General features: G+C 69.5%; 25 protein-coding genes and 1 pseudogene. 10 read left to right on the top strand and 16 right to left on the bottom strand.

The genetic code is table 11. The features are described from left to right. Positions 1-89 precede the first annotated feature (89 nt). Positions 90-1091 carry a glycine betaine ABC transporter substrate-binding protein gene (locus ABH933_RS14165; RefSeq protein WP_429422842.1) on the bottom strand — a complete coding sequence of 334 codons (1002 nt, stop codon included), beginning with the start codon at positions 1089-1091 and terminating at the stop codon, positions 90-92. 243 nt (positions 1092-1334) lie between these two features. Between ABH933_RS14165 and ABH933_RS14160 the strand changes: the two genes are divergently transcribed. The 4 genes from ABH933_RS14160 (at position 1335) to ABH933_RS14145 (ending at position 4830) form a co-directional block, all read left to right on the top strand. After that, positions 1335-2231, top strand: a complete 897-nt coding sequence (locus tag ABH933_RS14160; RefSeq protein ID WP_429423204.1) for an ABC transporter substrate-binding protein — start codon at positions 1335-1337, stop codon at positions 2229-2231. A 79-nt stretch (positions 2232-2310) separates the two neighbouring features. After that, a complete protein-coding gene (locus ABH933_RS14155; RefSeq protein ID WP_429422845.1) occupies positions 2311-3456 on the top strand; it encodes an ABC transporter ATP-binding protein in 1146 nt (381 codons plus the stop codon). Between the two features lie 4 nt (positions 3457-3460). Continuing rightward, complete coding sequence (locus ABH933_RS14150) at positions 3461-4141, top strand: ABC transporter permease (RefSeq protein ID WP_429422847.1); 681 nt, start codon at positions 3461-3463, stop codon at positions 4139-4141. After that, positions 4138-4830, top strand: a complete 693-nt coding sequence (locus ABH933_RS14145) for an ABC transporter permease (RefSeq protein WP_429422849.1) — start codon at positions 4138-4140, stop codon at positions 4828-4830. The genes ABH933_RS14150 and ABH933_RS14145 overlap by 4 nt, the downstream gene beginning before the upstream one ends. Positions 4831-4850: 20 nt before the next feature. On the opposite strand, the gene ABH933_RS14140 is transcribed toward ABH933_RS14145, so the two are convergent. From ABH933_RS14140 to ABH933_RS14120, 5 genes are all read right to left on the bottom strand, one after another. After that, positions 4851-5510 carry a response regulator gene (locus tag ABH933_RS14140; RefSeq protein ID WP_429422851.1) on the bottom strand — a complete coding sequence of 220 codons (660 nt, stop codon included), beginning with the start codon at positions 5508-5510 and terminating at the stop codon, positions 4851-4853. Beyond that, a complete protein-coding gene (locus tag ABH933_RS14135; protein WP_429422853.1) occupies positions 5477-6598 on the bottom strand; it encodes a sensor histidine kinase in 1122 nt (373 codons plus the stop codon). Before ABH933_RS14135 ends, ABH933_RS14140 begins: the two co-directional genes overlap by 34 nt. Before the next feature lie 5 nt (positions 6599-6603). Beyond that, positions 6604-7089 carry a hypothetical protein gene (locus tag ABH933_RS14130; RefSeq protein WP_429422855.1) on the bottom strand — a complete coding sequence of 162 codons (486 nt, stop codon included), beginning with the start codon at positions 7087-7089 and terminating at the stop codon, positions 6604-6606. A 70-nt stretch (positions 7090-7159) separates the two neighbouring features. Beyond that, positions 7160-7987: an SDR family oxidoreductase gene (locus ABH933_RS14125; RefSeq protein WP_429422857.1), complete on the bottom strand. Its 828-nt coding sequence runs from the start codon at positions 7985-7987 to the stop codon at positions 7160-7162. A 100-nt stretch (positions 7988-8087) separates the two neighbouring features. Beyond that, complete coding sequence (locus ABH933_RS14120; protein WP_429422859.1) at positions 8088-8237, bottom strand: hypothetical protein; 150 nt, start codon at positions 8235-8237, stop codon at positions 8088-8090. On the opposite strand from ABH933_RS14120, the gene ABH933_RS14115 reads away from it, so the two are divergent. Then, positions 8236-8730: a hypothetical protein gene (locus tag ABH933_RS14115; RefSeq protein WP_429422861.1), complete on the top strand. Its 495-nt coding sequence runs from the start codon at positions 8236-8238 to the stop codon at positions 8728-8730. The two genes, ABH933_RS14120 and ABH933_RS14115, sit on opposite strands and share 2 nt — an antisense overlap. 40 nt (positions 8731-8770) lie before the next feature. On the opposite strand, the gene ABH933_RS14110 is transcribed toward ABH933_RS14115, so the two are convergent. Together ABH933_RS14110 and ABH933_RS14105 are read right to left on the bottom strand one after the other, a co-directional pair. Continuing rightward, on the bottom strand, positions 8771-9967 hold the full coding sequence (locus ABH933_RS14110; protein ID WP_429422863.1) for a DUF1501 domain-containing protein: 1197 nt from the start codon (positions 9965-9967) through the stop codon (positions 8771-8773). 15 nt (positions 9968-9982) lie between these two features. Further along, positions 9983-11290 (bottom strand): DUF1800 domain-containing protein, encoded by a 1308-nt coding sequence (locus ABH933_RS14105; protein WP_429422864.1) that lies wholly within the window; start codon positions 11288-11290, stop codon positions 9983-9985. Between the two features lie 103 nt (positions 11291-11393). On the opposite strand from ABH933_RS14105, the gene ABH933_RS14100 reads away from it, so the two are divergent. After that, a complete protein-coding gene (locus tag ABH933_RS14100) occupies positions 11394-12071 on the top strand; it encodes a response regulator transcription factor (protein WP_215918238.1) in 678 nt (225 codons plus the stop codon). Further along, a pseudogene (locus ABH933_RS14095) lies at positions 12068-13372 on the top strand (sensor histidine kinase); the annotation flags it as partial. The gene ABH933_RS14100 and the pseudogene ABH933_RS14095, both read left to right, overlap by 4 nt. Before the next feature lie 102 nt (positions 13373-13474). Here the strand turns inward: ABH933_RS14095 and ABH933_RS14090 are convergent. The 8 genes from ABH933_RS14090 to ABH933_RS14055 form a co-directional block, all read right to left on the bottom strand. Beyond that, complete coding sequence (locus ABH933_RS14090; RefSeq protein ID WP_429422867.1) at positions 13475-14956, bottom strand: glycoside hydrolase family 27 protein; 1482 nt, start codon at positions 14954-14956, stop codon at positions 13475-13477. Positions 14957-14988: 32 nt separating this feature from the next. Continuing rightward, the gene (locus ABH933_RS14085) at positions 14989-16185 is read right to left on the bottom strand and encodes an NAD(P)-dependent malic enzyme (protein ID WP_372452063.1); all 1197 of its coding nucleotides are present in this window, start codon (positions 16183-16185) and stop codon (positions 14989-14991) included. A 539-nt stretch (positions 16186-16724) separates the two neighbouring features. Further along, the gene (locus ABH933_RS14080; RefSeq protein WP_429422871.1) at positions 16725-18329 is read right to left on the bottom strand and encodes an FAD-binding protein; all 1605 of its coding nucleotides are present in this window, start codon (positions 18327-18329) and stop codon (positions 16725-16727) included. A 51-nt stretch (positions 18330-18380) separates the two neighbouring features. Next, entirely contained in the window at positions 18381-18647 is a 267-nt protein-coding gene (locus ABH933_RS14075) for a hypothetical protein (protein WP_429422873.1), read from the bottom strand. A 40-nt stretch (positions 18648-18687) separates the two neighbouring features. After that, on the bottom strand, positions 18688-19542 hold the full coding sequence (locus ABH933_RS14070; protein WP_429422875.1) for a PHP domain-containing protein: 855 nt from the start codon (positions 19540-19542) through the stop codon (positions 18688-18690). Positions 19543-19599: 57 nt separating this feature from the next. Continuing rightward, positions 19600-20175, bottom strand: coding sequence for a suppressor of fused domain protein (locus ABH933_RS14065; protein ID WP_215918233.1), 576 nt, complete (start codon positions 20173-20175; stop codon positions 19600-19602). A 73-nt stretch (positions 20176-20248) separates the two neighbouring features. Next, positions 20249-20743 carry a general stress protein gene (locus ABH933_RS14060; protein WP_215918232.1) on the bottom strand — a complete coding sequence of 165 codons (495 nt, stop codon included), beginning with the start codon at positions 20741-20743 and terminating at the stop codon, positions 20249-20251. A 12-nt stretch (positions 20744-20755) separates the two neighbouring features. Continuing rightward, entirely contained in the window at positions 20756-21712 is a 957-nt protein-coding gene (locus ABH933_RS14055) for an HpcH/HpaI aldolase/citrate lyase family protein (protein WP_429422878.1), read from the bottom strand. 303 nt (positions 21713-22015) lie between these two features. Here ABH933_RS14055 and ABH933_RS14050 point away from each other — a divergent pair, with 303 nt between their 5' ends. The 3 genes from ABH933_RS14050 (at position 22016) to ABH933_RS14040 (ending at position 25692) form a co-directional block, all read left to right on the top strand. Continuing rightward, positions 22016-23566, top strand: coding sequence for a lytic murein transglycosylase (locus ABH933_RS14050; protein WP_429422880.1), 1551 nt, complete (start codon positions 22016-22018; stop codon positions 23564-23566). A gap of 111 nt (positions 23567-23677) precedes the next feature. Further along, positions 23678-24526 (top strand): lytic transglycosylase domain-containing protein, encoded by an 849-nt coding sequence (locus ABH933_RS14045; protein ID WP_429423206.1) that lies wholly within the window; start codon positions 23678-23680, stop codon positions 24524-24526. Between the two features lie 29 nt (positions 24527-24555). Beyond that, complete coding sequence (locus ABH933_RS14040) at positions 24556-25692, top strand: Mrp/NBP35 family ATP-binding protein (protein ID WP_429422882.1); 1137 nt, start codon at positions 24556-24558, stop codon at positions 25690-25692. Positions 25693-25726 lie beyond the last annotated feature (34 nt).

The raw sequence follows: 25726 nt of genomic DNA, 5'->3' as shown, positions 1-25726 counted from the left end.
AATCCCGGACAACATCCCCGGCGCGGCCCGGCCGGATCCGGGTGCGGTACAACCGGATCACCGGCGCGGCGCGTGGAATCGGCGCGGAACTACAGGTTGTGCTCGTCCAGCCAGGCGTTGGCCGTGGCGCCGGGATCGGCGTGGTCGTCGCGAATCCGGCGGACCATCTCGGTCAGCTTGTCGGTGGTCAGTTCGCCCGCAACGTAATTCAGCTTCTTGATCTGCGTATCGGTCAGCGCGCCCTGCCGGAACAGCGGGACCACGTTCTGCGCGCGGAAGGCGTACTCCGGATCGGCCACACCGACCACCGCACCCGGCCCGCCCGGCAGCAGCGCGGCGGGCGCGGTCAGCACCGCGGCCTGAACCCGGCCGTCCCGCAGGGCATTCCGCGCCGCGGTGTCGTCCGGCAGGACCGTGTAGTGCGCGATATCGCAGCCGTAGACCTGCCGCAGCGGTGTGAGCACATCCCGTCGCGGATCCGGCGCGGGGCGCAGCGGATCGAGTTGGTGCCCGGTCGCGATGCCGACGGTCAGTTCCCCGCAGTGCGCGGCCAGATCCTTCAGCGAGTGCGGAAATCGCCCGGCCGCTGCGGGCGCGAGCACGAACTGTGCGCGCAGATCGGTGCCGTCGGCGATATCGGAGATCGCCAGGCCCTCGGGCAGCGCCCGGCTCAGCGCATCCGACACGCTGGGGGTCGGCGTTGTCGCGGCTGCCTCGCTGGAACCAGCGGGCGCGCTGACGGTACTCGAATCGGCGGCCGCGCTCGGATCGGGAATTCGCGCGGGCGATCGGGAATCCAATGCCGCGAGCAGATCGCCGCTCTCGTCCCCCACCACTGCCACCCGCCCGGCATCGAGGGCCGCGAGATAGTCGGTGCGCCGCCCCAATCGCGCGTCGACGACCGTGCGCGCGCCCGTGCGCGCGAGCGCCCCGGCATAAATTTCGGCAATTAATTCACTCTGAGCCGAATCCCCCGCACCCACCGCGATCGGGGCGGCCGAAGCACCGTGCGAACACGATGCGACCAGCGCGGACGCAATGACGGCGACCATGACACCGGCCGCGGCCCGCACCGACGTGGTCAACTCCATCCGACGACACCCACTCTCGATTGGATAGTAAGAACGACTCGCGGCTGCAAAGATGGACAGCCAGTAGCGGCCGCCCCGCCGACGAATCGTAGCCGGGGCGCACCGGACCACACCTGGCAGCGCCGGGCCCCTGGAAGGACAGCAGTGAAATCCTCGATCACCTCCTCTGCGCGCCGGCGCGGATTGCGTCCCGCGTTCACCGCCGTGCGATTCGTCGCCACCGCGGTCGCGCTGGCCGCGGCGATGGCCCTGTCCGCGTGCGGTAGCAGCTCCAACCCGCTGGCCTCGGGATCGAACGGCTGCGACGGCGACGCCAACAAGCTCACCGTGGGCTCGGCGAACTTCCCGGAATCGGAGACCGTCGCCGACGTGTACGCCGAGGCGTTGCGCGCCAACGGTTTCAGCGTCGACACGAAGCTGAACATCGGCAGCCGCGAGGCCTACATTCCGGCGCTGAAGCAGTGCTCGATCGGCGTGATCCCCGATTACACCGGCAACCTGCTGCAATATCTGGACAAGTCCGCGACCGCGACCGATCCCGGCGCGGTGAATGCGGCCCTGACCAAGGCCCTGGGCGATCAATTGGCATCGGCCACACCCGCACCCGGCCAGGATTCGGATGCGGTGGTCGTCACCCAGGCCACGGTCGACAAGTGGAATCTGCATTCGATCGCCGATCTCGCATCGCACTCGGCGGAGGTGACCTTCGGCGCGCCGCCGGAATTCTCCGAGCGCTCCGATGGCCTGCCCGGCCTGAAGGCCCATTACTCGCTGAACGTCGCGGCCGACAAGTTCGTCCCGATCAGCGACGGCGGCGGCCCCGCGACCGTGCGCGCTTTGACCAGCGGACAGGTGGTCGCGGCCGATATCTTCACCACCTCGCCGGCAATCAAACAGAACAATCTGGTCGTGCTGGCCGATCCCCAGCACAATTTCGCGCCCCAGAACGTCGTGCCGGTATTCAATGCCAAAAAGAAGTCCGACAAGGCGGTCAAGGTCCTGGACGCCGTCTCGGCGAAGTTGACCACCGATCAGCTCATCGCGCTCAACGAGCAGGTCTCCGGTAACGCGAAGGTCGAGCCCGCGGCGGCGGCGAAGTCGTGGGTGACCACGCAGGGCTTGGACAAGCCGGTCGGATAATCGTGGGCGAGATTGCGAGCGAACCGATGACACAGCCGGCATCGGGCGCAGCGGAGCCGAGCGCCGGCGAGGTGAAGCTTTGACAGATATCGAGTTCAGTGGCGTCAGCAAGGTCTATCCGGACGGCACGGGGGCGGTCACGAATCTCGACCTGCGCATCGAATCGGGGTCCTTCACGGTCTTCGTGGGCCCCTCGGGCTGCGGTAAGACCACCTCGATGCGCATGATCAACCGGATGGTCGTGCCCACCGCGGGCACGATCACCGTTGCGGGCGAGGATATTTCGAAGATCGACCCGGTCAAGCTGCGCCTGGGCATGGGCTATGTGATCCAGAGCGCCGGGCTGCTGCCGCATCGCAGCGTCCTGGACAACGTCGCCACGGTCCCGGTGCTGCGCGGGCAGACCCGCCGCGCGGCCCGGAACGCCGCGCTGGAGGTGCTGGACCGCGTCGGCCTGGACCGGGCGCTGGCGGGCCGGTATCCCGCGCAACTGTCCGGCGGCCAGCAGCAGCGCGTGGGCGTGGCCCGGGCGCTGGCCGCGGATCCGCCGATCCTGTTGATGGACGAGCCCTTCAGCGCCGTGGATCCGGTGGTGCGCGAGGAACTCCAGGCCGAAATGCAACGGCTGCAGGCGGATCTGCACAAGACGATCGTCTTCGTCACGCACGACATCGACGAGGCGATCAAGCTCGGTGACCACATCGCGGTGTTCGGCCGCGGCGGCGTGCTGCAGCAGTACGATCCGCCGGAGGTGGTATTGGCCCAGCCCGCAACCGATTTCGTCGCCGATTTCGCCGGGCGCGACCGCGGCTATCGCGGGCTGTCGTTCCGCAGCGCGTCCGGGGTCGAGGTGCACGAGATCGAGACCGCGACACCCGAGCAGCTGCCCGAGCGGCGGCTGGTAGCCGGCGCGTGGGTGCTGGCGGTCGACGCGGAGAAGCGCCCGCTGGGCTGGGTCGACGTCACCGGCCTGGAGAAGATCCGCGCCGGGCACGCGCTGGCGGACAGCATGGCCGCGGGCGGCTCGCTGCTCACCCCTGGCGGCGATCTGCGCCTGGCGCTGGACTCGGCGATCTCCTCGCCGTCCGGATGGGGTGTGGCCGTGGACGATTCGGGAGCCGTCGTCGGCGGCGTGCTGGCCACGGAGGTCATCGACCAACTGGCGCAACAGCGTTCGAGCGAGGACACCGCCCGCAATCAGCTCGTCGCCGAACAGGGGTTGTAGTCGGGTGAAGTATCTGGTCGACAACTTCTCCGATATCGCCGGATTCGCGCGCACCCATCTGTATCTGGCGCTGGTGCCGCTGCTGATCGGGCTGGTGATCGCGATTCCGCTGGGCGCGCTGGTGCGGCGGGTGCCGTGGCTGCGGCGGATCACGGTCACCACCGCGAGCCTGGCCTACACCATTCCGTCGCTGGCCCTGTTCGTGATCATTCCGCCGCTGGTGGGCATCGCGGCCATCGATCCGCTGAATGTCGTTATCGCGCTGAGCATCTACTCGCTGGCGCTGCTGGTCATCGCGGTGCCGACGGCACTGGACTCGGTGCCCGCGGCGGTGCTGGATTCGTCCGACGCCATCGGATTCACCCGGATGCGGCGCGTGATCACGGTCGAATTCCCTTTGGCCATACCGGTTTTCGTGGCAAACCTGCGGGTGGTCGCGGTGACGAACATCTCCATGGTGACCGTGGGTGCGCTGATCGGGGTAGGCGGTCTCGGCAAGCTGTTCACCCAGGGCTATCAGCGCAACTATCCCGACGAGATCGTCGCGGGGATCATCGTGGTGCTGGTGCTGGCGCTCGTGGTGGACCGCGTGCTGTTCCTGCTCGGACGCTGGGCCACACCGTGGTTGCGGACCGGCCGGCGCCCGAGCCGCACGCTCCTGTCCCCGAAAGGCGCCGGCGCATGAACCTTTTCATCGATGCGTGGCATTACTTCACCACGTCCGGGAACTGGAGCGGCCCGGCGGGCATCGGGCACCGGATCGTCCAGCACCTGTGGTACAGCTTCCTGGCGATCGCCCTCTCCGCGGTGATCGCCGTGCCGATCGGGCTGCTGGTCGGCCACACCCGCCGGGGCGGCGGCGCGGTCGTGGGCTTCGCCAATGCGATGCGCGCGCTGCCGACGCTGGGCGTGCTGACCTTCGTAGTGCTCGGGCTCGGGCTGGGACTGCTGCCGCCGCTGCTCGCGCTGGTCACCGTCGGCGTCCCGCCGCTGCTGGCGGGCGCCTACGCGGGCATCGCCAATGTGGATCCGGACGTGGTCGACGCCTCGCGCGCGATGGGCATGCGGGAGCGCCAGGTACTGCTGCGGGTGGAGGTGCCCAACGCCATGCCGGTGCTGCTGACCGGCCTGCGCTCGGCGACGCTGCAGGTGGTGGCGACCGCGACCATCGCCGCCTACGTGAACCTGGGCGGGCTGGGCCGCTACATCTTCGACGGCATCAGCCTCTACAAGTACGACCGGGTGCTGGTCGGGGCGTTGCTGGTGGCCGTGCTGGCGCTGGTGCTGGACGCGATCATGGCCATGGTGGTGTGGTTGAGCGTGCCGGGTACCGGCCGATTGCGCCGTCGCGCAACGGTTCCCGTGTCGCAGTAGGATGACTACACCGTACGAGCTCAGCCCGCGAGTCCGGTGCGGTGGGCGAACGCGATGGCCTGGCCGCGGTCGCGTACGTCGAGCTTGGCGAACAGCGAATTGATGTGGCTCTTGACTGTGCTGAGGCCGATGAACAGCTCCTTGGCTATCTCGGAGTTGTTGCGGCCCTGGGCCATCAGGCGCAGCACGTCGAGCTCGCGGTCGGTCAGATCCGCCCGCGCCGCGGGCGCGGGCGCGCCGAGCGCGGACACCAGCCGGGCGCCCACGTCGGCGGCCAGGGTGGTGTGGCCGCTGGCGACCGAGCGGATGGCCGCGGCGATCTCCGCGCGTCCGGCGTCCTTGGTCAGGTATCCGCGAGCACCCGCCCGCAGCGCCCCGGCAATGGAGGCGTCGTCGGCGTAAGTGGTCAGCACCAGCACCGCGGTCTGTGGATGGTCGGCGGTGATCGCGGCGGTGGCGGCGACGCCGTCGATGCCGGGCATGCGCAGATCCATCAGCACCACCCGCGGCGCGAGCGTGCGGACCAGCTCCACCGCCTCCGCGCCGTCGCGAGCCTCCCCGACCACCTCGACGTCCGGCAGCAGCGACAGCACCGTCGACAGGCCGTCGCGCACCGTGGTCTGATCGTCCGCCACCACCACCGAGATCACCGGCGCGGCACCAGAACTCGCACTCTCCACTCTCGACCCTCCTTCCGTGCGTCCACTGTGCCACCCACCGCCGCGATGCGCTCGGTCATTCCGAGCAGGCCCGCGCCCACCCCGGAGACGCTCAGCGAACTGCGAAGGGCGGTAACCGGATTGGACACCTCCACCGCGAGGCTCCCCTCCTGGCCTCGGATCGTCACCGTAACCGGTTGTCCGGGAGCGTGTTTGCGGGCGTTAGTCAGCGCCTCCTGCACGGCCCGGGCGACAGCGACCGCGGCCTGCTCGTCCATGCCGCGCAACTCGGCGTCGACCAGCAGCCGCACCTGTCCACCCGCGGCGCGATGGTCCTCGGCCAGCCGCGCCAGCTCGGTGGCGAGATCGAGGCCGTCCGCGCGCAGCGCGTTCACCACCCCGCGGGCCTCCTCCAGCCCCGACACCGCCAGCCGGTGCGAGGCCTTGACCCGCTCCGCGGCGCGCGGCACATCGCCCGCCTCCAGCAGCGCGTCCGCGGCGTCCAACTGCAACACCAGCCCGCCCAGCGTGTGGGCGAGCACGTCGTGGATGTCGCGGGCCAGCCGCCCGCGCTCGGCCATCGCCGCGGCGCGATCACGCTCGGCGCGGATCACCCGGTTCTGCTCGACCAGCAGCCGGTTCTGCTCGTCGACCGCGCGGGACTGACGGCGGCCGTAACCCGCGACGACCATCACCGCCAGGCCCCCCAGCAGACCGAGCGCCCCGGCTCGGGATTCGGGCGCGGTGAGGACCGATAGGCAGGTGCACACCGCGGCCAGCGCCGAGATGCCCAGTCCGATCACGACCGGCTCGGTACCCAACGACATGGCGGCGAATACCGCGACCATCACCGTGATCGACGACCCGGCCAACCGGGCGGCAGTCAACCCTCCACCGATCACCATGGCGCACAGGATGATTCGGTTGGTCACCGCCGAATGCGCGGGCGCCACGAGCCAGACGACCCAGCCGAGCCACGACAGCGCCGCGCCCGCAATCACCCACGGCTCGTTCCACATCCCGGCATAGAGCGACCACGACACCACAGCGACGAACCCGAACAGGCGCAGCAACCTGTTCAGGCCCGTCGGCGACCCGGCAATGCTCATCGGATTCAGTGTGCCCCAACAGGCCGCAACTGGTCGGCACGCCGCATCAGCACGGCGGTCCGCCCGGCCCGGTTCAGCGCCAGCATCAGCAGGATTGCCCCGGTCGACGCGACGATCTTCGCCCCGTCCGCGGTGGCCCACACGTCCACGCCCACGCGCACCGCGAGCATCACGAACCACAGCAGCGAGCCGATCAGCCCCGTGCGCGCGGCCGGCGAGCCGTCCACGTTCCGGACCTGCGACAGCATCCCCATCCCGACACCGACCGACAGGCTCAGCATGGCCTCCAGCACCAGCAGCGCCACCGCCGTCGTCCCGAGCGCCGCTCCGGCCAGGCCGGTCCGCATGCTGACGACACCGATGACCGCGAGGATGATCGGCCCGCGCCAGATCCGCGCCCGCTCCAGCGTCTGCCACTGCGTCTGCCGGTAGACGATCCATCCGAGCACCAGCACCGCGAGCCCGATTTCGAGAACATTCCGCGAGGTCATAGCTCTACGATCGGCCTCGCGGGCGCATCCACCCACCACCCGCGGGTGGACCCGGGGTGGATTTCGGTGGTCAGGTGGGGATCTGCAGTTGTGGGGTGGTGCGGCTCAGGATCATGTCGGTGCGGGGCTGCAGGGCGGGGTCGATCGCCTCGGGCTGCGGGATCACCCAGTACCGGCCCTCGGCGATCTGGGCGAAGACCCGCTCCGCGTGGTCCTCGGGGGTGAGGCCGTTGGAGTCGGCATCGTGTTGCAGCCACTGCTGGAATCTCGCGACCTCGGGAGGCAGCCCAGCGGCGTCGCGCACAGTGAAGATCTCGCTCTTGACGTGTCCGGGCGTAATCACCGAGACCTGGATCGGCGCCTGTCTCATCAGCATCTCGTAGTGCAGGCTCTCGGTGAGTGCCAGCACCCCGAACTTGGTGACGCTGTAGGGGGCCATCAGCGGGCTGGGCAGCAAGCCGCCCACCGAAGACAGGTTCGCGATCCAGGCGCGGGTGCCCTGCTCGAGCATTCGGGGCACGAAGGCGCGAAGGCCGTTGACCGCACCGCCGATGTTGACCCGCAGCATGGCATCCCACCGCTCGGCCGGGATCTCCCACGACCAGCCGAACGCCATGATGCCCGCATTGTTGACGAGCATGTCGACCGCCCCGAAACGCGCGTACGCGGCCTCGGCCAGCGCCTCGACCGCGGCCGGATCCGAGACGTCGGTCGCCACCGGGAGCACCTCACCGGGCAGGGTTTCGGCAAACTCTCGCAACCGGTCGGCCGCAATGTCCGCCAGGACCAGCCGCATCCCCAGCTGCGCCGCATGGCGAGCAAGCCCGGCGCCGATACCGCTCGAGGCGCCGGTGATCACGGCAACCTTGCCACCGAAAAGTTCGGCCGGAGCAGTCACGATGTCTCCTCTCTGCCGGGCCGCAACAACGACCCGTGAATAGTTGGCAGCTAACCAGCGGAGAGCGTCGAAAATTACTCCAGATCCCGACAGATGGGACTCACACGCGGTCAACAGCCCGCTCACGGTAGTGGACAGCATCACCGCGCGGAAGACGTTCGATGATGGTCGGCGCGTTCGCCCCGGTGCAGACGATCAGCGGAAAAGTGTTGTGACGGTACAGATCAGCCGCGGTACGCTCGGTCGCCATGAGTGAAATTGCCTCGATGGCGGGATTTCTTGCGGCCCATGGGATATGGAGTGTTTCGGAGGGGGCGACGCTGGTTCCCATGCTCGGTTACGAGCAGACCGACGGTGACCGGGTGATAGAACGGTTGATGTTCGACGACGTCGCCGACGGTGCGCGGGCGGGGCAAGCCGCGTTGGCGGACGGGCGTGAGGGCTGGGTCCGGGCGGTGCTGGTTACCGACGCCTACCTGCATCTCGATCGCGGGAGGGTCGATGCACTGATCGTGGACGCCGTCGAATATCTTCCCGCTCGCTGGTCGATGCGCATGGCAGTTCCGTACCGCCCGCAGGCGGCTTCCGCGGGATTCGCGGTGTACCGGCCCAAGTTCGTGGAGACCGAGGGTTTCGACGAACCCGACTACGACGCGTTGGCCGACGCCTTCTTCTCCGGTGTCGATTCGCACGAGCAAGCGGCTGCGGTATGGAACGCGCATCTGCTCGACGAGTCCGTATGACCCGCCGGTGTGGGTAGGCTCGGTTCGGCGACCGGCGAATCTAGGCGATGATGCCCAGATCGCGGCGGCCCGTGCCTACGACCGGCGTGGGATCGGTGGACACCACCCGCTCCAGCAACTCGTGGTAGATGTCGCGGAAATCGACAGTGGTCTTCAGATCCCCGTCGTCGAGGTCGGTGAGGCTGGGTTCGTCGCCGTAGAAGCCGCCCTTGACCGGGGCGCCGGCCAGGAAGACCGGGCCGGCGGTGCCGTGGTCGGTGCCCTGGGAGGCGTTGGCGCGCACTCGGCGGCCGAACTCGCTGTAGGCCATCAGCACGACGTCGCGGCCGCGGGGATGGCCGGCCAGGTCGTTCAGGAAGCCCGTGACCGCGCTGTCCATGCGGCCCAATAGATCCTGCTGGGTTCCGCGCTCGTCGGCGTGGGTGTCGAAACCGCCCAGGCTCACCGAATACACGCGGGTGGGTACCCCGGCCTTGATGCATTTGCCGACCAGATCCAGCTGCGCGGCAAGCGCATTCGGCCCCGCGGCGCGCTTGGCGGTCGCGACCGGCGAAAGGCGCTGCGCCACGGTCTGTTCCGCGTTGTATCCCGCGCACACGTAGCCCTGCGCCGTCGAGTCGGCCGGGTCGGCCGCCGACAGGCCCGCGAGTTCGGCCTTCAGCTGCGTGGTCAGCGGCGCCGAGGACGGATCCAGCGCCGAGGCAGTGTGTTTCGCGCCCATCGCCAGGGTCGGCAGCACCGATCCGATATTGACCGCGCGCAGCGGATCGGTGCCGGTCACATCGAGCCAGCGGCCGATCCAGCCGGTGGACGAGGGTGTATCCGGATCGGCGGTCTGCCAGATGTCCATGGACCGGAAGTGGCTGTGATCCGGCTTCGGGTAGCCCACGCCGCGCACGATCGCGAGATTGTGCTTGCCCCAGAGCTCGGCCATGCCTTTCATGGCCGGATTGAGGCCCAGCTGCGCATCGAGGTGCAGCACTTCCTCAGGGCGATAGGACAGTTCGGGGCGGGCGTCGTGATAGGCGTTGTCGGCGTAGGGAATTACGGTGTTGATGCCGTCGTTTCCGCCGTACATCGTGAGCAGCACCAGGATTCCCGAGCCCGCGGCCAGCGGGGTGGTGCTCGCGCGCTGCTGGAGTTCGTCCCAGGTGATCGCGGAGGCGGCGCCCAGCACCCCGAGCGCGCCCAGCACGCCGGAGCCGACCAGAAAATTCCTGCGACTGACTTGTGGCATGGCGATTCTCGGCTTTCAGCTCGTCAGGTATTCGGGCGTGTTCACGGCGATCGCGGCCAGCCGGGCCGGATTCGCGACCGCCGCGCTCAGCACCTTGGCGCTGCGGTCGGACCAGGCGCCGATGCCGAGCAGATGCCCGGCGGCGTCCACGCGCTCGGAGGTGCCCGCGTCCGAAATCGGGCTCAGGTCGGCCTTTTTCAGCAGGCCCGTGATCGCCGAGAGCCGGGTCTGGGCGGCGGCGGTGGACATCCACGACTGACCGCTGGACCAGCCGCCCACATTCGGCGGATAGAAGGGCAGCTGTCCGAGGGTGCGCAACAGGTAGACGACGTGCCGGGCATCGGCATCCTCGGTCAGCGGCGCCCGGAACGCGCGCACCGCACCGATCAGCCATTCCACCGGGGCATGCACGACCGTGTTTCGGGCGCCGGTGAATTCGGGGTCGGACAGGATCGCGGTGATCAGCGCGGCGAGGTTGCGGCCGGGCCCGTACGCCGCGGTCAGGCGTTCCAGCGCCGCCGCCGACGGCGGATCGTCCGAGGCCAGCTGCTGCCACATGCGCCCGGCCACGAACCCGGCCGACTGCGGGTGGGAAAGCACCACATCGCAGTACTCCCGCGTACCCAGCGGACCCGTCACGCCGAGCAGGGTTTTCGTGCCGGAATCGTGGCGCTTGGGATCGAAGACCGCGGCCTCGTCCTTGATGACCCAGCCGGTCAGGGCCCGGGCGCCCGCGCGCACATCGGTTTCGGTATAGCCGTTGCTGTGCCCGAGCGCGAACAGCTCCATGAACTCCCGGGACAGATTCTCGTTGGGCGCCTTGGCGGTATTGGTCTGGCCGTCGAGCCAGCGCAACATCGCCGGGTCGGTCAGCATCGCGTAGGCCAGGGCCGAGAAGTCCCCGGCGCCCAGGGTGCGCAGCGTCCGGTTCTGCGCGGCCATCTGCACCGCGCTGCGGACCTTCTGCGCCGAAGTGGCGAAGTGGTTGTGCCACAGCAGGGTCAGCTTCTCCCGGACCGGCACCTGCACCGCGGCCATCCGCCGGAGCCACCATATGGTCAGCGCGTCCTGCTGCGCGTTGATCTCGGCGTTGTAATGCTTGCGATCCGCGATGCTCGCGTTCTTGCCCGTGTGCGCCGGCGGGGTGAATTGCGGCATCGGGGTGGCGCGGGCACCGGGATCGGCCTCGGGGTCCGAGGTCAGCGCGGCGTTCAGATACCCCGTAGGGTCCGTGACCGCGTCGATCTCGGGCCCAGTCGCGCCGAATCCCGCCCGGCGCAGCACCCGCGCGCTGCGCATCCACTGTGCTGATTGGCTGCCCATGAATCGAGTATCGGCCGCACAATGACCGGATCGGCGCCCGTCCGGGCCTTCCTTCAGCCAATCCTCAGCCCGGACCGATATTTCTCGCCGTGGACCGGCAAGAATGAAATGCGTGCAGAACGGTCGAATTCTGGTCATCGAAGATGCCGACGCCATTCGGGCGGCGGTCGCGTCCGGCCTGGGCGCCGCCGGTCACGAGGTGCTCGCCCGCCCCGACGGCGCCCAGCTCGAGCGCGATCTGAGCCAGTTCCGCCCCGATGTGGTGGTCCTGGACGTGATGCTGCCCGGGCGCGACGGCTTCGAGCTGCTGGAATCGGTCCGCGCGCGCTGCGCGGCGGGCGTGGTGATGCTGACCGCGCGCGACGGCGTCGAGGACCGGGTGCGCGGGCTGCGCGCGGGCTCGGACGACTACGTCGTCAAGCCGTTCGATCTGGCGGAGCTGGTGGCCCGGGTGGAGGCGCTGCTGCGGCGGATGGGCAAGCTGCAGACCAAGATCACGGTCGCGGATCTGATCGTCGATGTCGATTCGGGAATCGTGTTGCGCGGCAGGGAATCCGTGGCCCTGACCGCGACCGAGTTCAAGCTGCTGGCCTATCTGGCCGCGCACCGCGACCAGGTGGTCACCAAGACCCAGATCCTCACCGCCGTATGGGGTTACGAGGATTACGACCCGAATCTGGTGGAGGTGTATGTGAGCGCGGTACGTCGCAAGCTCGAGGAACACGGACCCCGCCTGCTGCACACGGTGCGCGGCATGGGCTACGCGCTGCGGGCGGAATGAAGACCGTCTCCCTGCGCCGCAGGGTAACCCTCACCGCCGCAGTCGTTTCCGGCATCGCGCTCGTGGTCGTCGCACTGGTCGTGAACAGCCTGTTCGGGGTCGTGGTCTCGCGCAGCGAGGACACCACCCTGGCCGACCGGATCCAGCTGGCCCGTCAGCTCGCCCAGCAGGGCACTCCGCCGGCCGAGTTGATCACCCGCGTGGACAACCGCTCGGTGCGCGCGCGGCTGGTGCTCACCGACGGGCGCGCCTACGGCAGCCTGACCCCGCGCCGAGAGGCCGAGACCGTGGCCAAGACCCGTCAGGTGGTGCTGACCGGCCGCGGTGCGGCCAACCACGCGCACCTCACGCTGCAGGTCGACACCCCGCTGCTAGCCAAGATCCAGCAGCAGCTGGGATGGGTGCTGATCGGCGCAATCGCGGGCGCGCTGGTGCTGCTCGCGGGCGGGCTGTGGTTCGGTGTGCGGCGCGCGCTGGCGCCCCTGGACGCGATGACCCGGCTGGCCCGCGACATCGCCCGCGGCCACCGCGGGCGGCGCCTGACCCCCGCCAGCACCAATACCGAACTCGGCCGCACCGCAAGCGCTTTCGACGAAATGCTCGATGCGCTCGAGGGTGCTGAGGCGCGGGCGCGCGACTCCGAACAGCAGCTGCGTGCCTTCGTCGGCGACGCCGCGCATGAGCTGCGCACGCCGGTCGCGGGCATCCGCGCCATCGCCGAGGCGGTGTTGCATCAGCCCGCGGACGCCGATCCGGAGGAGCGCCAACGCATGTATCTGCTGCTCGCGCGCGAGGCGCAGCGGGCCGGTCGGCTGGTCGAGGATCTGCTCGACATGGCACGCATCGACGCGGGGCTGCACCTGGACTTCGAGGCGGTGGACCTGTACGAGCTGGCGCAGGTGCAGCTCGATCGGATCCGGATGCTGCATCCCACCGTCGATTTCGCGCTGAACGGTGCATCCGTGCCGGTCCTGGCCGATCCCGACCGCGTCGGGCAGGTGCTGGTGAACGTGCTCGGCAACGCCTGCCAGGCCATGCCCGAGGGCGGAAGGGTCGACGTGCAGGTTGGTGTCGTGGGCGACTGCGCCCGGATCACGATCTCCGACACCGGCCCCGGCGTGCCGGTCGCCGATCGCATGCGAATATTCGACCGGATGGTCCGCCTGGACGAGGCCCGCCAAACCCGCTCCGCCGGTGCGGGATTGGGGCTGCCCATCGCTCGCGGCATCGCCCGCGCCCACGGCGGGGATCTGGTGTGCGCCGAGCCGATCGACGGTGTCGGCGCGACATTCGTGTTCACCATGCGCATGCCGAGAGCCGAGGAGCACTCGCCGCGGCGTATTTTCCGACGAATTCTTGTATTCCGCCGCGGGCGCAAGAGGGCCGATAGCGCTGCACCGCAATCAGGTCGACGAGGCCGGATGCACGCGCAGTATTACGGTGTCGTGCGCGGCGACCTCGTCGGCGACAGCGCCGGTCGACTGTACCTGGTCCCCGGTCCACAAGTTTCGGGACACATAGCGATCCGCGGCCGGTAGTCCTAATGCATCGAGCGGAACAGAAATTCGAGTATCGGAATCGCCGTTGTTCCACAGGGCAACAGCGACCGAACCGTCCGAAAGTGTCCTGCGCCAGACCTTTCCGCCCGTTTCCGGAACAACCGTCGCCGGTCCCGACGGATCCTGATCCACCGCAATCACTTCCGAATCGGTGAGCAGCCGCCAGGTCGTCTCGTCCATGTACGGCAGCGCATTGCCCGCGATCAGCGGGGCGGCCAGCATGGACCACATGCCGAACTGGGTGCGCTGCTCGGCGGGGGTGAGCCCGGGATAGGTGGTGCCAGGCACGCCCGCCACACCGACGTCGAGCATGTCCGGGTCGGGCCAGTGGTCCGGCCCCGAACGGGCGACCGGGGTCGCCGCGACGTCCAGGATTTCGCGGATGCCCTGGCCCCCCGCCGTTCCCATCCCCAGTGCCCAGCCGGGATACGCGTCGTTGGTGGTGCGCCACAGCGTGCCGATGCCGGACCAGTCGTAGACCGCGCCCGGCGGCGCGCCGGGCACATCGCTGTTGGGATTGATGCTGTAGACGATCGCTCTCCCGGTGGCGCGCAACGCGTCCCGCATCCGGGTGAACGCCGCGACCTGCCGATCGAGATTGGAATCCGGTGCGCACCAATCGTATTTGAGGTAATCCACCCCCCACGAGGCGAACGTGCGGGCATCGAGCACCTCGTGGCCCGCACTCCCCGTGCTGCCCGGGTAGGTGCCACCGAGCTGCGCGCAGGTCCGCGCGTTCGGGCTCTGGTAGATCCCGAACTTCAGCCCGCGCGCGTGTACATAGTCCGCCAGCGCCTTCATCCCCTGCGGAAACCGCGTCGGATCCGCTTGCAGCGCACCCGATGTCGTGCGTCGCGGGGTGAACCAGCAGTCATCGACGACCACGTACCGGTAGCCCGCGGCGCGCATCCCGCTCGCGACCATCGCATCGGCCGCCGCCTCGACCGCCCGCGCGTCCACGCCGCAGCCGTAGCCGTTCCAGGAGTTCCAGCCCATCGGCGGGGTCGGCGCCACACCGGCGATCGCCACCGGGGATGCGCTCAGCCGCACGCTGTCGTCGACTGGCGCCGATGCCACACACCCCACGAGCAGCAGCACCGCGAGCGCGATAGCCAACGGCCCCACGACCATCGCCCCCGGGCGCCGCGCGCCCGCCGCGCGGTGCGCTGCATCGCCGACCGGAGTGAGCACCCGAGCATCAGCAGTATCCACCGCCGGATCGTCGATCCGCTGATCGGCGACGACCGGCCCGGCGACAGACACCGGACCGTCCGGCACCGCACCACCGTCCCCGGATGGCGCGGGGCGCCCCACCCGCCGCGGCATGGGGCGCCCCTTACCTGTTACCACTTCGATTGCTACGCAACGCCTTCCGCGCGCGCCTCGGCCGCGACGGCCTCGGCCACCGCGGGGGCGACCCGCGGGTCCAGCGGGCTCGGGATGATCTTGTCCACGGCCAGCTCGTCGCGCACGACGCCGAAGATCGCGTTGGCGGCGGCCACCTTCATGCCCTCGGTGATACGGCGCGCGCCCGCGTCCAGCGCGCCCTTGAACACGCCGGGGAAGGCCAGCACGTTGTTGATCTGGTTCGGGAAGTCGCTGCGGCCGGTGGCCACGATCGCGGCGTACTTGCTCGCCACGTCGGGGTGGATCTCCGGATCCGGGTTGGACATGGCGAACACGATCGCCTCCGGGGCCATCGAGGCGATCAGGTCCTCGGCGATGGTGCCCGCGGACAGGCCCATGAACACGTCGGCGCCCGCGAGCGCGTCGGCGGCGGTGCCGCTCAGGCCGCGCGGGTTGGTGCGCTGGGCCAGCTCGGCCTTGACCTCGTTCAGGTCGCCACGGGCGGTGCTGACGATGCCCTTCGAGTCGAGCACGACCACATCGGAAACGCCCGCGGCCAGCAGGATGTTCGCGCAGGCCACACCGGCCGCGCCCGCGCCGGAGATGACGACCTTCAAGCCCTTGATGTCGCGGCCCTGCACGGCGGCGGCGCCGTTGAGCGCGGCCAGCACCACGATCGCGGTGCCGTGCTGGTCGTCGTGCATGACCGGGCAGTCCAGCGCCTCGATGACACGCTTCTCGATCTCGAAGCAGCGCGGGGCCGAGATGTCCTCCAGGTTGACCGCGCCGAAGCTGGGCCGCAGCCGGATGATGGTCTCCACGATCTCGTCGACGTCCTTGGTGTCCAGGACGATCGGAATCGAGTTGAGCCCGGCGAACTTCTTGAACAGCGCGGCCTTGCCCTCCATGACCGGCAGCGAGGCGCGCGGGCCGATATCGCCCAGGCCCAGCACCGCGGTGCCGTCGCTGATGACCGCGACCAGTCGGTCGGTCCACGTGTACCGCTTGGCGAGCTCGCCGTCGGCCGCGATGGCCCGGCTCACCTGCGCCACGCCCGGGGTATAAGCAATCGACAGATCGCGCTGCGATTCGAGCGGCGCGCTGAGTTCCACCGAGAGCTTGCCTCCGAGATGGCCGGCGAAAATCTCATCGTGCGTGATCTCGGACAGGCTGGAAGTTGCATTCGGTGCGTCAGTCACAGATGACACGATTTCACTCCTGCTCGGTGCGGGCTAAACCGGGGGACGGTTACCGTCGGGTATGGAAAATAGGGGTTTTACGGGTTACTCGCTGGTGCGGACAAGACGCTCGCGCTCGTCTCTCAATACCGTTCAGTAGTTACATTGCGGCAAGTCGCGCAGGGTATTTCGAGACACGTTTGCGTATTGCGGCACAAGATCCATCGAGCGAGAAACCGGACGGGTGGTCCGGGCAATGCCTTCGGGGATAACTAGGCGGCGGAGCGTGCGGAACCGCCGGTGCAGGTGGATCCAGTGGCGAACCGCGGACCGGAGCCGTGCGTCACGGATCGCCGTTCACCAACCATCCCGGGCCGGGCGGTGGCGTCGGCCGGGATCCGGAACATTCTGCCAGTAGGTCGCGGACTTGCCAAATCACGGTTCGGACGGTGGTGCATTCCATCGTCCGACGGTAGGTGACCCGAATTACCCCCGGGTTAGTGAAGACTCGCAGCCCTGCGACATCTCGGTGAGCAGTCGCACCGGCCGCGGCGGCCCCGGGTGAGCCGTCACACCGAGGCCAGATCCGTCGGTTGAGGGCTGCCGTGCAGCACGCCCTCGTCGTCCGGGCGCACCCACACCGCGTCCAGGCCCCCGGCGAGCAGCCGCGTGCGCCACCGCTCGTCCGGCACCGGATGGTCGGTGCGCCGATGCATGCCGCGCGATTCGGTGCGGGCCAGCGCGCTGTATTTCGTCCACCGCGCCACCGCCAGCAGCGCCGCCGCCTCCCGAGCCCGCACCCGGTCCGGACCACTGCCGCCGAGATCGAATTCGGTGGCCGGCCAGATGGCGTCGAGTTCGGCAATGCTATTGCGCAGGCTGCCCGCGCTGCGCCAGTAGCTGCGCCGCAGCGGCAGCGTGTGCTCCTGCACCAGGCCGATCACCGCGCGCGGATCGATGCCCGGCACGCTGTGCAACCCGGCGCCCCGGACCGGCCGGGCCGGACCCCGGCGTCCCCGCCCGCGCGCGAATCTCGCCGCGCCCATCCCGGCCCACACCCCGGACGACACCGCCCAGGCCCCGCCCTGGCCGCCGAATCCGCCGACCGCACCGGTGATCGGCTCGCGCGCGGTCACATCGCCCGCGCCGAACAGGCCCGGAACCGTGGTGGCGCAATCGAATCCGATCAGGCGCACGCCACCGGTCCCCCGCACGGTGCCCTCCAGCACGGCGCGCAGCGGCACCCGTTCGGGATCGAGGCACAGCATCCGCCGCGCCGGGCCGGCCTCGGACATCAGGCCCTCCGGGTCGGCCTGGGCCAGTGCATAGACCCGTCGTCCGTCCGCCAGGGCCGCGAAAGCGTCGGCGCGCGAACCGAATCCGCCACCGCCCAATACCGCGCCCGACTCGTCGCAGAGGATCGCGAAATGGTGGGACAGCTCGGGCGGCGCCGGACTCGCCCCCTGCCGGCGCGCCCCGGCCGCGCCCCACGGCGTGACCGCCCCACCCGCCGGGACCAGCGAGTAGGCGCTGGAAAACTCCATTCCCGACAACTCGCCCCCGGCCTCGACGGCCATCAGCAGCCCGTCACCGGTGTCCACATCGGTCCCGGCGCCGCCGGAGCGGAATGCGCACCCGCCGGTCGCCAGCACCACCGCACCCGCGCGCGCGGACCAGACGCGGTCGCCGTCGCGGACCTGCACGCCCGCAGCGCCCGCCACCACGCCCTCGTCGTCCGCGAGCAGCTGCAGCGCCGGGTGGAAATCGAAGATCCGCACCCCGGCCAGGACGAGGGACCTGCGCATCCGGGTGAGGTAGTGCGCCCCGTTCAGGAAGACCCGGGCGGACCGGCCCGCGCGGTCACCCGGGAGGCGATACCCCCAGCGGGTCATCTGATCCACCCGGCGATGAGTCTCGGCCAGCACCCGCGTCATCCATTCCGGATCACCGAGCCCGCCGCCGGCCTCGAGGCCGCGCGCCACCGCCTCGTCGCGCGCCGGCCCGGGCGGAATATTCCACAGCGACACAGTATTTTTCGCGGTCGGCCCGCTACTTCCGCAGCGCGCTTTGTCGAACAGGATCACGCGCGCTCCGGCGCGCGCCGCGGCCAGGGCCGCCCACACGCCCGCGGGTCCACCACCCAGCACCAGCACATCGCTCTCAATCGCGGTCACGATTAATAAGGTTCGGGCACAATTCACCGAACCGCAACCATCCCGGATGGGTTAATTCCACCACTGCGTAACCAATAGATAACCTGCGGCCAGAAAAACAACTAAAGATCCGGAAAAGGCGGCAAAACCCCGACGCCTATCGGTAAATACCTGCGCTGTCACGGCCACTATCGACAATCCGATATGCCACGCCACCATGCGCATCCCCGGCCCCGGGTAGCCGCGCAGCGCACCCAGCACCGCCGAACCGGCCACCACGAGCGTCAGCACCACCATTCCGGCAGCAACTACCCCGCTCAGCCCCCGCAGCACTCTCATGCCGTCCACCCTCCCGCGCGGAGGGGGCATCGCACATCGTTCACGCCGAGACCACCGGCACTCCCGTGGCCTTTCCGGCCAGCTTCTCGAATTGCGCCGGGTCCGTGGTGCATTCGCCGAGGCGAATGGTCTTGTTGGCGCCGTGGTAGTCCGAGGAACCCGTCGTCAGCAGGCCCAGCTCGGCCGCGAGGGACCGCAGCGTCTCGCGATCGGCCACGCTGTGATCGGGATGGTCCACCTCGAGCCCGCCGAGCCCGGCCGCTGCCAGCTCACGGATGTCGTCGAGCGCCAGCAGCCGCCCGCGCGTGCGGGCCCGCGCATGCGCCACCACCGCGACTCCGCCCGCGGCGGCCACCATGTCGACCGCGCTCGCCAACGGCGTATCGGCCTTCTCCGCGTAGTACCGCCCGCGCGGGGCCAGGAGATCCACGAATGCCGCGTCCACCGTCGGCACCACGCCTGCGGCCACCAGGGCGCGCGCCAGATGCGGCCGTCCGGCCGCCGGTCCCGCCGAGGCCAGCACCGCATCGGGATCGACGGGCAGGCCGTCGGCGGCCATCCGCTCGGCCATCGCCCGCACCCGGGCCACCCGCTCGGCGCGCAGCCGCTCACGCTCGCGCGCGAAGGCCGCATCGGCTGGATCGAACAGGTACGCCAGCAGGTGCACCGGCACCGGCCAGCCGTCCTCCCCCATGCCCTGGCACGACATCTCCATCCCCCGCACCAGGCTCATGCCCGGCGGCAGCGCCTCGACGGCCTCGGCCCAGCCCGCGGTGGTGTCGTGGTCGGTGATCGCGATCACGTCCAGCCCGGCCGCCGCGGCATTGCGGACCAGCTCCCCGGGCCTGTCGGTGCCGTCCGAGGCCGAACTGTGGGTATGAAGGTCGATGCGCACCCTGTCCATATTGCCCAAACGATCTCGACGCGCCGAGCGGGCCCGGTGATCGCGCGGTCAGAGCTTCGCCGCGCCCCGATCGGGATCGCGGATATCGATGCCCGCCTCGGCCCAGGCCTCGCGCAAGGCCGCCGCGCCGCGCAGGCGCACCCATGCCGCCTCGGTCGCGGTGATGGGTGCGACCGACAGGAAGCGCACCGGGTCAGCGGGTTCGGGCAGCGGCAGCTCCGGGATATCGCCCGGACCGAGCAGCGCCGCGGTGAAGGTCGCGTTGTCCCACAGCGGTTCTCCCAGATCCAGCAGCGCATCCGGTTGCAGCACAATGCCTTCCACCGCCGGCGAGGCGATCAGTACGCCCAGTGCCCGGGTCAGGCCCGCGGGCACGCCGCGGCGCGCGTGCAGGGTCAGCACCAGTTCCGCCCGCGGGCCACGAGTCGGATCCACCACGGCCGCAGTAGGATCCGTCATCGGATGCCGCGCGCCGCCCAGGGTGACGTAGTGCACGAACTCACCGTCGGGAATGCGCAGGATCTCGATCGGCTCGAGCCCCAGGAAAGTCACCGAGGCCGAATCCGCCGACGGCACCCCGAAATGGCCCAGCACCGACGCCCGGACGGTATCGACGACATCCATGCGCTCGAGCCTACCCAGCCCTGAGCTCACCCACCCCGCCAGCTCCGCAAGCTCCGCCGGCTCTCCGTCCCCGTTAGATGGCCAGCCGGGCCAGCATGTCGCGCGCCTGCTCGGCCGCCTTCGGCTCGCACAGCACGTCGTAGCGGCCCGCCACCAACTGCATGGTGGAGGCGAAGTCGCGCTGGCCGCGGGTGGCCGCGTAGGGAATCGAGGTGGAGATCACACCGAAGATCACACCGCCCACCAGGCCGACGATCAGCGGGCCGACCGCGCCGCCGGTGGTGAACAGGCTCAGCAGCAGTCCCAGGAACAGGCCCAGCCAGGCGCCCGAAACCATGCCCCCGCCAATGACTTTGCCCCAGGTCAGCCGGTAGAGGACCCGCTCGACCTGCATCAGGTCGACCCCGACGATGGTCACATTCTGCACGGGGAATTGATTGTCGGCCAGATAGTCGACCGCCTTCTGCGCCTCGGCATAGGTCGGGTACGACCCGACCGGCCAGCCGGACGGCGGTGTCGGCAGGCCCGGCCCCCGATTACGGTTCGTGTTCCCCAGCGGGTTGGTCATAACTCAATAATGCTAGTTCGCGGTGGGGGAAGGGGCTACGAAACGTGTGGTTCGCGCCATTCCCGCGGCGCGGCCCTTCTCGGCGATGACCTGAGCCATTTTCGCGCTGGCCTCGTCGATCATTTCCTCGCCCAGCATCACCGCGCCGCGCGCCCCGCCCTGTTCCGAGGTGTGATACGCGTAGGCGTCCAGAATTTCCTCGGCCCGGTCGTAATCCGCCTGACGCGGGCTGAAAATCTCGTTCGCGACCTCGATCTGGGTCGGATGCAGCACCCATTTCCCGTCGAAACCCAGTGCCGCCGTGCGCGCGGCGGCGCGGCGGAACGCGTCCAGATCCCGAATCTGCAGATACGGGCCGTCGATGGCCTGCAGGCCGTGCGCGCGGGCGGCGAGCAGGATGGTCATCAGAATGTGGTGATAGGCATCGCCGGTGTCGTATCCCTCGGGCTGCTCGCCCACCACCAGCGTGCGCATATTGATGCTGGCCATGAAGTCGGCCGGGCCGAAGACCAGCGTCTGCACCCGCTGGCTCGCGGTCGCGATCTCATCGATGTTGCGCAGCCCGAGGGCGTTTTCCAGCTGCGGCTCGATGCCGATGCGCCCGACCTCGAGGCCACACGCCTTCTCCAGCTGGGTCAGCAGCAGATCCAGCGCCCGCACCTGCCCGGCATCGATCACCTTGGGCAGCAGGATCGCGTCCAGCCGCGCCCCGGCCCCCTCGACGACGGCGATCACATCGGCGTAGGTCCACGCGGTGGTCCAATCGTTGACCCGCACCACCCGGATCTGCTCGCCCCAGCCCGGCGAATTCAGCGCCGCGACGATGTTCGCCCGGGCCGCGGCCTTGGCCGCGGGCGCAACCGCATCCTCGAGGTCCAGGAAGATCTCGTCGGCCGGCAACCCCTTGGCCTTCTCGATCATTCGCGGATTACTGCCGGGGACGGCGAGCACCGAACGGCGGGTAGGCATGCGCGACTCCTCCACATCTGATTCGCGGTGAGTCTAACTACGGCAAACCGCGCAGCTCCCTCTAGCCTGGCACCCGAACGTCGACATGCCCGGCAGGCACCGACGACCCCGCGCGGCCGGACCGCGCGACCGGAAGAATCCGATGAAAAGAGGGGTCGAGTACCGGTTTCGCGACAATTCAGTGGCAACTGACCGCATATATCGATAGCGACAAGCTGACCGATGGGTAACCTGGATCACGTTGTCATTCAGCGGCGGGTGGTCGAGGGTCCGCTGACACGACCAGAGGGGATAGGTGTGCCGATGCGAATATCTGGAGCGGTTACCGCATCGGCGCTGGTAGTGGCCGGTTTAGTAACCTCAGGCTCGGCGGTCGGTACAGCTCCGCACCCGAGTGCGCCCACCGCGCCCGAGCCCCGGCTCGCCGCCGCCACCGACGCCTCGGCAGCGCCGGGCCAGGATCCCGGTGTCGGGCTGGTACCCGCCGCCCCGGAACCGGCGCGCAAACTTACCGCGATGCCCGCGTCGACCGATGGCCTGGGGTTGTTCGACGGCACCGTGCCGCTGCAGGATTTCTCGCTACCGGACGGCCCCGGAGCCTTCGGAATCCCGCAGATCGTGCTGGCCGCCTACCGCAACGCCGAGCTGGCACTGCAGTCCTCCGATCCGGGCTGCGGGCTGAGCTGGAATCTGCTGGCCGGCATCGGAAAGGTCGAGTCCAACCACGCCGGCGGCGGGCGCACCGACGCCGACGGCACCACGGTCGGGGTCATCTACGGTCCCGCACTGGACGGCACACTGCCGGGCAACGAGGTCATCAGGGCCGCCGACGGCAACTACGTGCGCGCGATCGGCCCGATGCAGTTCCTGCCCGGCACCTGGTCCCGGTACGCCACCGACGCCAAGGGCAACGGGCACCCGGACCCCAACAACGTCTTCGATGCCGCGCTGGCCGCGGGCAAATACCTGTGCTCGGGCGGACTGAACCTGCGCGATCCGCAGCAGGAGCTGCGGGCGGTGCTGCGCTACAACGATTCGGTCGCCTATGCCTCGCAGGTGCTGAGCTGGTCCGATGCCTACCGGACCGGCGGTGTGCCGACCCAGGTGAGCATCTCCCCCGACCTGATCCCACCCGACACCATGCCCGAGGGCGCGGGCTCGCAGATGACCGCGGCCGACTCGTCGGCGCCCGACACCGCCCCCGCACCCGTAGTCACGACCACCCCGTCCACACCCACCCCGGTGATGATCAACATCCCGGGCCTGCCGCCGATCCCCTGCGGGATCTTCTGCCCTCCGCCGCAGCCCAATCCCTGCGACCCGGCGGCGGTACCGTCGCTGCCTACGCCGGGCGACAAGGTGACCGGCGAACAGCGCTGGGCCCCCGGCATACTCGGCAATCAGGCCAATTCGGTCGAACCGCTGCGGCCGGGCGGACAGCTCACCCCCGGCGGGCAGACGGCACCGAATGCCCAGCAGCCCAACAGCCAACCGGCTGGCATCCAGCTGCCCGGCGGCGTGCAACTGCCCGGCGGCATCCAGGTGCCCGGCGGCGTGCAACTGCCCGGCATTCAGCTTCCGGGTGCGCAGCCGCCGCAGTCCCAGCAGCCCGCCGTCTGCACTCAGCCGCAGGCTCAGGGGCAGCCGGGGCCCGCCCAGCCGAACACGCAGGCTCCCGCCCTCGCGGGCACCCAGCAGGCCCAGAATCCGCCCAAGGCACCGGAATCCGGCCCCGCGCCGTCGAAGACGCCCGAACCGGGTCCTGCCGTCCACACGCCGCCGGTCGCGCCGGCTCCGCCCGCCATCACCCTGCCGTTCAACATCGTGATTCCGCCGCCTCCGGTCGGCCGATAACGATAAACACCAGGGACGATTACGAAGGGGTAACGAAAAGATCTCGGATGCGGTAACCTTCCATCGTTGTATCGCGCAAGGCTCGTAGCGAGCATGGGAGGTCACCACACCGTGGGACGTCACCGCAAGCAGCCGGAACCCCTGGTCCGGCGCGGATCCGTAGTCGCCCTGGCCGGTCTCGTCCCCGCGGGGGTCGTGGCCGTCAGCACCGCCTCCGCCGCGGAGGTGAATACCGCAGAGTTCACGGCTTTGGCTGTGGCACACCATGATTCGGCGAATCGGCAGGCGCAGGCGGCGCGTGCGACCGCACCCGTAGCCGACGAGGTCATGCACATGGCAAGGCATCAGGGGCCGCCGGTCGTGGAATCGGTTGCGCTGCCGAGCGATCGCGCACAGTCCACGGCGCCCGCCGGTCCGAACGGCCTGCCGGGCGTGGCCTACGCCGCCTACCAGAACGCGGAACACATTCTGGCGCAGGACGATCCGCAGTGCCACATGCCGTGGGAGCTGCTCGCCGGTATCGGGCAGATCGAGTCGCACCAGGCCTACGGCAAGCTCGACGCCGACGGCAACCCGCTCGAGCCGATCTACGGCCCCGAGCTCAACGGCAGCCTCTACGGCAACAATGTCGTGCCCGAGACCGACGGCGGCGCCCTGGACGGCATGGCCAGCTACGCCCGCGCGGTCGGCCCGATGCAGTTCCTGCCCGACACGTACCGCAAGTACGCGGGTGACGCGCGCGGCACCGGCATCTCCGACCCGCAGAACATCTACGACGCCTCGCTCACCGCGGGCAGGTATCTCTGCGCGAACGGCCTGGACATGAACGATCCGTCGCAGCAGACGCGGGCAATCATGCGCTACAACAACTCCATGGCCTACGTCGCGAACGTCATGGCCTGGGAGAGCGCCTACAAGACCGGCGCCACACCGGTGGCCGCGAACCTGCCCCGAATCTGAGGAAATCCGGCCCTCGCTAGACTCGGCTCATGCCAGTGGTAACGGAATCGGATGTGCGGGGCGCCCTCGCGAAGGTGATCGACCCGGAGATTCGCAAGCCGATCACCGACCTGGGCATGGTCAAGAGCGTGAGGGTCGGCGGCGACAGTGCCATTTACGTGGAGGTCTACCTGACCACCGCGGCCTGCCCGATGCGCACCGAGATCAGCGAGCGGGTCCGCCGCGCGGTCGCCGACGTGCCGGGCGCGGGCGCGGTCAGCGTCGAGCTGGACGTCATGAACGACGAGCAGCGCACCGAGCTGCGCAAGCAGTTGCGCGGCGATGCGGCCGAGCCGGTGATCCCCTTCGCCCAGCCCGGCTCGCTGACCCGGGTGTACGCGGTCGCCTCGGGTAAGGGTGGCGTCGGAAAATCCAGCGTCACAGTGAATCTCGCGGCGGCCATGGCCGCGCGGGGGCTGTCGGTCGGTGTGCTGGACGCGGACATCTACGGTCATTCGGTGCCCCGCATGCTCGGCACCGACCAGCGGCCCACCCAGGTCGAGCGGATGATCATGCCGCCGGTCGCGCACGAGGTGAAGGTCATCTCGATCGCGATGTTCACCCAGGGCAACACCCCCGTGGTGTGGCGCGGCCCGATGCTGCACCGCGCGCTGCAGCAGTTCCTGGCCGACGTGTTCTGGGGCGATCTGGACATCCTGCTGCTGGATCTGCCGCCGGGCACCGGCGATGTCGCGATCTCCATCGCCCAGCTCGTCCCGAACGCGGAGATCCTGGTGGTGACCACCCCCCAGCCCGCCGCGGCCGAGGTCGCCGAGCGCGCCGGGGCCATCGCCCTGCAGACCCGCCAGCGCATCGCCGGCGTCGTGGAGAACATGTCGTGGCTGGACCTGCCCGACGGCAGCCGCATGGACTTGTACGGCTCGGGCGGCGGCCAGGCCGTCGCCGACCGCCTCACCCAGGCCGTCGGCGCGAATGTCCCCCTGCTGGGCCAGATCCCGATCACCCAGGACCTGCGCGAGGCGGGCGACTCGGGCACCCCCATCGTGCTGAGCCACCCGGACAACCCGTCGGCCCAGGCGTTGAATGCCATCGCCGAGAAGCTGGCGGTGCGCCGCCGCGGCCTGGCGGGCATGTCGCTGGGCATCGACACCACTCGCCACCTGTAGCCGCTGGCACGCACTGACACCGGCCGTTCCAGCG

Origin of the sequence: Nocardia sp. GP40 (genome assembly GCF_050434125.1) — a bacterium.
In the GTDB taxonomy this organism is placed as follows: Bacteria; Actinomycetota; Actinomycetes; order Mycobacteriales; family Mycobacteriaceae; genus Nocardia; species Nocardia albiluteola.
The sequence above is the reverse complement of the archived record's forward strand: the minus strand, read 5'-3'. Positions and strand labels throughout refer to the sequence as shown.